Genomic DNA, 8964 nt, shown 5'->3' with positions numbered 1-8964 from the left:
AGGGAACTGGGAGCGATTCACCCCCTAGCAATGGCTGAGACCAAAGCCAACTAACCTGAGATGGGCAATCGCCCAGTACCGATGTCTTTTCCCTGAAGTCGGAGCAGCAGCTCCAGCCGGTAAACCTCCCGTCAAATCGTCACAAGCTTTCAGCCGCGATCCGACCAAAATGGGCTGCAATGAGGGGAAGTTCGCCGAACTGGCTGGCATGTTCGGGACGAGTGCGCAGTTTTCCTTGGTGAAAATGCTAATTGAACATAAAAGTGATTAGGTTTGATTCGAAACAGGGCAGTTTGTGCATCATTATTATGGCGTGACTACGGTGCTCTTATGGCGCTGCTAGATGTGATCGATTGGATTCGTGACAACTCATAAGGATTGTGGCTATGACAGAAATAAGAGCAGCGACAGACGATACTGGTGGTTCATCCGCGAAGATGCAGTACGAATTAGGTAAAAAGTACGAGTATGGTCAAGGGGTGAAAAGGGACTACCAGCAGGCCATTTATTGGTATCGCCAAGCAGCCGAACAGGGACACACTGAAGCACAAGAATGTCTGGTGTTTATATTCCTAAATCGTTGGGGGGGAATGACAGAAGGTGAGCCAATTGACAATGATTGGATGTACCAAGACTTATGGGGAACATCATTTGATGATGAAGAGAGCTCTGAACAGGGCATTATCAAAGCCCAATTTAATTTGGGTTTAGCATATTTGAAAGGTTTGCTTGATATGCCACAGGACTATCAGCAAGCAACGTTCTGGTTTCGCAAGGCTGCCGAGGATGGTCTGGCTAACGCACAGTACAGACTTGGAACGAGATACCTCAGGGGTGAGGGGGTGGCCCAAGATTATCGCCAAGCTATAGCTTGGTTCCGCAAGGCTGCCGAGCAGGGACATGCTGAGGCGCAGTTCACTCTTGGATCGGGATATTTTATGGGCGAATGGGTGGAGCAAGATTATCGCCAAGCGATAGCTTGGTTCCGCCAAGCGGCTGATCAGGGTCATGTCTCTGCTCAATACAACTTGGGGATGATGTACGCCAACGGCCAGGGCGTAGCGCGGGATGATGTGCAAGCGATGATTTGGTATCGTAAGTCCGCCGTGCAGGGGTACGATATTTCGCAGATTAATCTAGGAACAATGTACTACTTTGGCCAGGGGGCGGATCAAAATTATAGCCAAGCTGTGGATTGGTTCTGTAAGGCTGCCGTGCAGGGGAATGCTGTTGCGCAGAACAACCTAGGATATATGTATCAACATGGTCAGGGTGTTGCACAGAACTATGTGCAGTCCGTTGTCTGGTTCCGCCTGGCGGCTGAACAGGGACATTCAGATGCGCAGATAAATCTGGCTGCAATGTATTTAAATGGCCACGGTGTGCCTAGTAACTATGTGCAGGCTTATGCATGGTTCTCTGTCGCAGCAGAAAATGGGCAGGCTGACGATCGATCTGTTGCAGCAGCACATTTATCAACTGACCAATTAGTGCAAGCCAAGAAGCTCGCCACGCTCTATTTAGAGCAATACAAATCCCACGGCAATGCCGCCAATTAGTTGAAATGATACCTCTCGATAAAGGAACCAATGGCATACTGAGCATAAGGGGCATTACGGTATAACGACGCCCCTTTTGGCTGCCTGCTCAATCTAGGCAGCTCAAATAGTGCACCTTTTGAGCCATCGAATCAGCCCTTTAAAAATGTGGCTCAAAGCTGTTGTTTTTATTGTGAGCCATTACTAAGTTTAGAGCCATAGATAATGAGCCAATCATAGGGGCATATCGTGGCAGTCATCGGATATCTCAGGGTAAGCACGGGCGAGCAGAGCATTGGGGCGCAGCGTTATAGCATTGAACAAACGCACAAGGTGGAGACCTGGTTTGTTGACGAAGGCGTATCGGGAGCCGTGAAGGCGCTACAGCGTCCAGAGTTCGCCGAGCTTTTCAAGTTCATACGTAAGGGGGACACGCTGATCGTTCCAGCGGTTGACCGTCTTGGGCGCAATACCATCGATGTGTTAAATACGGTTGAGGCACTTCAATGTAAGGGCGTTTCAATCATTAGCTTGCGGGAAGGGTTTGATCTGTCCACGCCGATTGGCAAAGCCATGCTGACCATGTTGGCCGCTGTTGCAGAATTGGAACGTTCAAACATCAAGCTCCGGCAGATGGCTGGGATTGCCAAGGCGAAGGCGGAAGGTAAGGCGCTGGGGCGCGAGAAGACAATTGACGATGCTGCCGTTGCCATCTGGCGCAAAGAGAATTCAGCGAGCATCAAGCTGACGGCTGAACACTTCGGGATCTCACCCGCCAGCGTGAAACGCGCTTGCCGGCCTTTAGGTTTGTCTGGCCATACTGACTGAATCGTTAGCGGCTCTAAATCGGCGGTTTGAACTCAGTTCACCAGCTCCAGCTAATGTGCAGCAAAAGCTTCTTTTAATATGTGAGATTCGATCAAGTATTATCGGTCTTGGAATGATAGCTTCATCAGTACACTTTAACTTGTTGCAATAGGTGGAGCTACGTAGCTTGTAAGTGCCCCCTTACACACATGCCTAACTCAGACTGCATTCATGATTTATTAAGCCTTCAAAATATCGACGATGCTTGCTGCTGCGCTACTAGGTCTATCACTTTAACCTGCTACTGATTACCCGCGACTGGAATACTCATGTACACATTCTCGAACTCGTTTAGTTGCAGCAGAGGCTGCACGATGAGCTCACCGACTATTTGCACTGAAGATCAGGACGATTGCCATGACTGAAATGAAAAGGCCTCTGGGCGACGACTACGAAAAGGATAACAGCATCAACTTTGCGCAAACCAATCAGGAGCAGGTGGAGTACCTTGAAGCCAAGCTGCTCGACGGCGACGACAGCAACGCCGAAAAGACCACTGCGGTGGTCGCCTCCTTCGTCGATTCTTGCAACCAGCGCGGTGACAAGCCGCTGGACCAGTGGCTGAACGATGAATTCCGTAAATACCCGGACTTGTGGAACAGCGAAGCAGAACTGCTAAAGACCAGCCAGCAAGTAATCGCCTCCACCGTAGCCTTCAACCAGTCCCGCGAGTCGTTGCAAGCGCATATGGACAAAGGGCGTAGCAAAGCCTCGTGGCTGGCAAGCGAAATCGAGAAGAACGCAGCCCTCTCCGGCTCGGTGCATGTTGGCCAGTATGCTGGATGCATTGACCAAGCCTTGGCCGATGCCACGATGAACGCACGGGACATGGTAACCACACTCAAAGGGGACATCAGTCGCAGCCCTCACCTTAATGGCCTTATCGCCGAGCAGCACCACGTCGACACCTTTAACATCGACGCAGTGAGCAAGGGCAGCCCTTATCGTGCGCGGGTCGTGGGCTCCCAGGAAGTGAACTCGGTAGACATCGAGATCATCGACGGCAACGGCAACGTGGTCGGCAAGTACCAGTCCAAGTACGGTGCGGATGCAAATGCCACTAACGAGCTGCTCAATCGTGGTGATTACGAAGGGCAGAAACCGCTGGTACCCGAAGGCCAAGGCGCGGACGTGCCCGATAGCACGGAGGTGATCGAAGCCGATGGCGTGAAATCCCGCCCGCTGTCCAAGGACGAAGCAAGGAGACTGCAGGAGAAAGCCCAACAGGAAGCAGAGTCGCGCCAATACGATTGGAACGACACCAACCGTGCCACCATCGCCCGCCAGATCGGCAAGCAGGCCGTAGTTGGTGCGTGCATCTCGGTGGGCATGCAGGGCACGCGGATTCTTGCCCGGCGCTTCTGGAACCGGTTGAACGGTCGGGAAAATCCTAGTGCCAACGACGATCTCAAAGAGTTTTTCGAAAGTTCTCTGCGCACTGGTGCCAACACTGCCGCGCAAGTAGCGGTTTCCGGGGCTGTGGTGGTGGCGGTGAAAAACGGCTGGCTCGGTGCTGCGCTGCGTAATACCCCAGCAGGTCTGATCACCAATATTGCCTGTGTCGGCCTGCAGAACGCCAAGGTTCTCTACAAGTTTGGCAAGGGCGAACTGACAGGTGAAGAAGCCGTCGACGCCATTGGCAACACCACGGTAACCACCACTATGGCCATCGCGGGGGCAACCAAGGGTGCTGCGCTGGGTGCAACGATCGGAACGGTGTTCGGCCCGGTGGGCACGGCCATTGGTGGCTTTGTCGGTGGCGTGGCTGGTGGGATCGCCGGCGGACAGATTGGCGAACTGGTGTACGAAGCAGGCAAGTCGATTGCCAGAACTGCCACCAAGGTGGCCGCAGTGGTGCTCGAGGGGGCGGGCCGGGCAATAGAATCGGTGGGCTACGGTCTGCGCAACCTCGCCTCCAGCCTCTTCTCTCTGTGGTGACGCCATGAACTTGCTTGAACTCAAGGACAAGATCAAATCCCATCTGGTTGCCGGCTACCCCGGGCTGTACATTCACTCCGGCGAAGAAGCCCGAGTCGATGCCATGCTTCAGGACATTGCGAGCCAGTTGCACCTGCATCCCAAGGAATGGAACCTGGGTTATGGCTGGGTGGACTTCGTCAACAAGCAACCATTGGGCAGCCAGGGACCGAGAATCGATCTGGCCGAAAGCTTGCCGTCGCTGCTGGATGAAGATCTGGACCACAAACTGTTCATTATCAAGGATGCCCGCAGCGCTTTGGAAAACCAGCCGCTGGCGGTGGCACGGCTGAAGCAGTTGCTCAACCGTATCCAGCGCCATCATCGCGGCAAGGCGGCGGTGGTGTTGGTCTCGGAGACTTTGCACATTCCGTCGCAGATAGAAGCGCAGATGACCCTGCTCCCCCTGCCACTGCCCCGGGGCGAGGAAATCAGTATCCAGCTCGATGCTGTTTGCCTGCAGTTGGACTTACTGGTGCCAGATGGATTTCGACAACGTCTGCACGCCGCGTGCAGCGGGCTGAATCAGGAAGAAATCCGATCGGCGCTGGCGATGGTTCGGCAGCACCACGAGCAGATTAGTGATGTAGCTCTGCTACTGATCCAGCATGAGAAGGAACAGATCATTTCCAAGAGCGGCGTGCTGGAAATGCTCAGGGTTAGCGAAAACGCTACCGACATCGGTGGCCTAGAAAATCTCAAAACTTGGCTGAGCCGTCGTGCGCAAATCTTCCGGCGCCTTAGTGAAGCCCGTGCAGCCAGGGTGCTGGCACCCAAAGGTGTTCTAATCGCCGGTATGCCGGGTTGCGGCAAGTCGCTCACCGCCAAGGCTGCCGCCAGCCTGTTCCAGTTGCCGCTACTACGCTTGGACATCGGCTCGCTGCTGGGAAAATACGTAGGTGAAAGTGAACACAACATGCGCCGCGCCCTGAATATGGCCGAGTCGGTCAGCCCGTGCATACTGTGGATCGACGAGCTGGAAAAAGCCTTCGTCGGTATGAACAGCGGTAGCGGCTCGGAGGTTTCGTCGCGGCTGTTTGGCTATTTCTTGACCTGGATGCAGGAGAAGACAGGCGCCGTCTTTGTCATAGCCACCGCCAACAACATTACTGCCCTACCACCGGAATTGTTGCGCAAGGGACGCTTCGACGAAGTGTTTTATGTCGGCTTTCCCAATGCCGCTGAGCGCGGGGCGATTCTCGATATCCACCTAAAGGGCGAGACTCTGGAGCTCGAACCCAGGCAGCGCCGCAAACTAGTCACCCAGTGCCGCGACTACGCCGGGGCGGATATCCAGAATGCAATCAACGAAGCGCGAGAAACCGCCTTTCTGGACGGGCGCCCACTGGAACTCGAAGATCTCGAAGTTGCTATCAAACTGACTGTGCCGCTGCGGGAAACTTTGCGTGAGCAGGTGGCCAAATATGAAGAGTTGTTCGAGAAGCTAAAGCTCAAGCCGGCTTCGGCCTGCGACGGCCTGAACGTGGCGCAGATGATTCAGATGGCTGAAAGCCACAACGCGCTGCGCCGTAAGGAAGTTGCCCAGCATGAAGACTGCCCGGACGATCTGCTGGAGAAACTGGTCGACGACACAGATTCCAAGGTTCGAACCGCTGCATACGGCAACCCCAACTGCCCAGAGAAGGTGTTGACGCTGCGGATCAATATCGAAGAAGGCCAGCCCGACTTTGATCTCGCGTTGCTACATCTTGCCTGTCTTCACGCCAACGCCCCTCATGACCTGATAGCAGCACAGTTCGAAAGACTCAAACTGAATACAGAACAACGCTGCCAATTGGCGAAAAGAACCGACGATGAGTCGTTGCAACAGCGCTTGCTCGCTGACCAGGAGCCTCTGGTGCGCAGTGCACTGGCGGCCAACAAGGCTGTGGGAAAGGCCGTGCAACAACAACTCGCAAGGGACCCAGAAGGGTCTGTTCGAAGTTGTCTTATCGGCAACGACAACCTGCATCTCGAGGTACAAGAACAACTGGCCAGAGACCCTTCCTACGAGGTACGCGAACGCCTCGCCTGGCGCGACGAACTAAGCGAAACAGCACAACTGCTGCTGACTTGTGATGAAGACCAGGACGTGCTCGACGCGCTGGCCCGCCGGGCAGGAGCGGCCACCCTCCCCGACTCGGTGCAACTGGAATTGGTGAAGTGCGATCCCGACGTGCGCGAGGCCTTGGCACAAAATGAAAACCTGGGGGCCCCCGCCCAGTTTCTGCTCGCCCAGGATCTAAACACGGAGGTACGGCGCATCCTTGCCGAACATCCAAACCTCACCAGCGCCGCTCTGCAATACCTGACCATGGACGTCGAAGAAGTGCAGGCCAGTTTGGCCGGCAACCACCATCTGGATTCAGCTTTGCTACAAATGGGTCTGAGCCAGCATGAGTCGGAGTCTGTCCGTAGCGCTTTGGCGGGCAACCGCGCGCTCAACATCGATGTACAAGCGCGGCTGCTAAAAGATGTGAATCCCAAGGTACGCAAGGCGTTGTCTGGCAACAGTAACCTTGCCGAAAGCATCCTCGAGGTGCTGATGCGTGATGAGAACGACGATGTCCGCGAATGCCTAGTGCGATGGCGCGACTCGGTCTTGCCGAGCGTACAGCGGCACTTGGCAACAGACCCGAATATCGAAATCCGCAAATACTTGGCACGTGCAGCTGACCTGCTGGACGACGTGCAGCAACAACTGGCAAGCGACCTGCCCGAGGTCCAGCAGGAACTGGCGAGTAACGCCGCCCTCAGCGCTGAAATTCAGCAGCGCCTTCTGGAAAGAGGCGACATACAAGTCCTTTCCGCGCTGGCTCGCAATCAGGGTGTAACGGCACAGTTGCAAGCCCGGCTTGCTGATGACCGCCATGTCGAGGTGCGCACCCGCCTGGCACACAACCCGGCTCTGGCCGGGCCGGTTGCCGACAAACTGATCGGTGACGTGGAAGCGGTACAAAAAGCCTTGGCCGGCAATCGCCACCTGAGCGAGGCGCAGTACCTGCACCTGTACAAGGGCGGTAACACGGAAGTCCGCGAAACGCTGGCAGAAAACTCTCGAATTGGTGAAGACTTGATGACCCTGATTTGCCAAGATGGGGTTTCAGAAAGGTCTGACAGTCCAACAAGGAGGGGGGCCAACTCTATCCACTCGGGATACATGGGCGCGCAAAACCAAGCCATGGGCAAGCAGGGGCAGAGTCTGCGTAAGGAAAAACTGGTGCTGGCCGCACGAGGCAATCTGCCTGGTCACTTGCAGTCCGCACTGTTGGCCGAAGGAGAGCAGGAGGAAGCCCTGCTGGAGGCACTGGCCGGTAACTCAACGTTGATCAAGCCTGTGCAACAGGCTTTGGCGGGGAAAAAAAGTGCCAAGGTCAGAGCTAAGCTAGCCGCCAACGAGGACGTTGATGCAGACATTCTGCACCAACTGCTCTCCGACCCTGTGGCCGAAGTTCGCGCTGCGCTGGTGCGCGATTGGTGGATGGATAACGCGATGGAGCTGGAGCTGGCCCGGGACAAGGATGTCAGAGTGCGCTGTGCCGTTGCTGCCAAGGATCGTCCTAGCAAAACTGTACAACTGCTGCTTGCCAGCGACTCAGACAAAAGCGTACGCACCTGTCTGTTAAAACGTGATAACCATTTCGTGTTCACTCTGCATAGTCAGGCCCAGGAGACGCTTGCACGGGACAGTGACCCGTTCATCCGTGAATTGCTGGCTGCGTACCCCAAGTTGAAAGCGTCGGTGCAACTGGTGCTAGCCAAGGACGATAAGATTGGCGTTCGAAAAGCGCTGGCCAAGGGGCACGAGGAGTGGTTCGGAGGGAACCTGTGTGAGGAAGCACAATTACGTCTGTCCCTAGACCAGGAAAGCAGCGTGCGTTTGGCCTTGGCCGAAAACCACAGTATTTCTCCCTCCGCCCAAGAGATGCTAGCCCAGGACGCTTTGGCGAGCGTGAGACTGAAGCTTGTAGAAGCATCCAGCTACCTACGTCAACTCACACCTGAGACCCAACGGATCCTGAGCAAGGACCCTGACAGCAAAGTTCGCCAGGAACTGGCGTGCAAACTGTTTGGCTTCCTAGCTATACCCAGCGGCGAGGATGTGCAGTTGACCTTGGCCAGCGATCCCGACCCGGGCGTCAAGCTGGCTATTCTGGGTTCCCTGCGATATAGCGGTAACATGCGAATGAGCGATGCAGTGAGGGAGCGATTGCTCGAAGAGCTGGACGACGACACCCGTCAGACTGTTGAGGAGATGCTGGACAGCTGCGAGGAAAGCTGACCTTCTATGTGTATATCTCCTGTCTACCCCAAGACAGGAGATGTCCATACCACCTATCAACTCATCCCTGTTTCACCCTACAGGCAATCGAGGGTGTGTCTTAGGAAGGCTACAGCTCTCTTGATGGCGGATGAGCTCGAGTGTACGCGCGGATAGATCAATTAAGGGATCAAGCCACCAGCATCGCATCATTTCTCGGGTGTGCGGCTTCCCCGAACTGTTCAAATTCATATGCAATGGCGACATGCTGATCGTCTCGTCGTAGACCACTTTGGTCGGAGTGTATGGAGATGGTATTCA

4 protein-coding genes are annotated in these 8964 nt (G+C 55.0%); all 4 read left to right on the top strand.

Translation table 11 applies throughout. The annotated features are described in order from the left end of the window. Nucleotides 1-386: 386 nt before the first annotated feature. The 4 genes from BN1120_RS03285 to BN1120_RS03270 all read left to right on the top strand — a co-directional run bounded on the left by BN1120_RS03285 (nucleotide 387) and on the right by BN1120_RS03270 (nucleotide 8664). On the top strand, nucleotides 387-1559 hold the full coding sequence (locus BN1120_RS03285; protein ID WP_052455400.1) for an SEL1-like repeat protein: 1173 nt from the start codon (nucleotides 387-389) through the stop codon (nucleotides 1557-1559). Nucleotides 1560-1787: 228 nt separating this feature from the next. Then, complete coding sequence (locus BN1120_RS03280) at nucleotides 1788-2366, top strand: recombinase family protein (RefSeq protein ID WP_197713270.1); 579 nt, start codon at nucleotides 1788-1790, stop codon at nucleotides 2364-2366. Between the two features lie 396 nt (nucleotides 2367-2762). After that, nucleotides 2763-4343 carry a hypothetical protein gene (locus tag BN1120_RS03275; RefSeq protein ID WP_111736009.1) on the top strand — a complete coding sequence of 527 codons (1581 nt, stop codon included), beginning with the start codon at nucleotides 2763-2765 and terminating at the stop codon, nucleotides 4341-4343. 4 nt (nucleotides 4344-4347) lie between these two features. After that, nucleotides 4348-8664, top strand: coding sequence for an AAA family ATPase (locus tag BN1120_RS03270; RefSeq protein ID WP_042014731.1), 4317 nt, complete (start codon nucleotides 4348-4350; stop codon nucleotides 8662-8664). Nucleotides 8665-8964: the final 300 nt, after the last annotated feature.

Origin of the sequence: Aeromonas caviae, assembly GCF_000819785.1 — a bacterium.
Lineage (GTDB): Bacteria > Pseudomonadota > Gammaproteobacteria > Enterobacterales > Aeromonadaceae > Aeromonas > Aeromonas caviae.
Note: the sequence above shows the minus strand (reverse complement) of the source record. Positions and strands in the feature narration are given on the sequence as shown.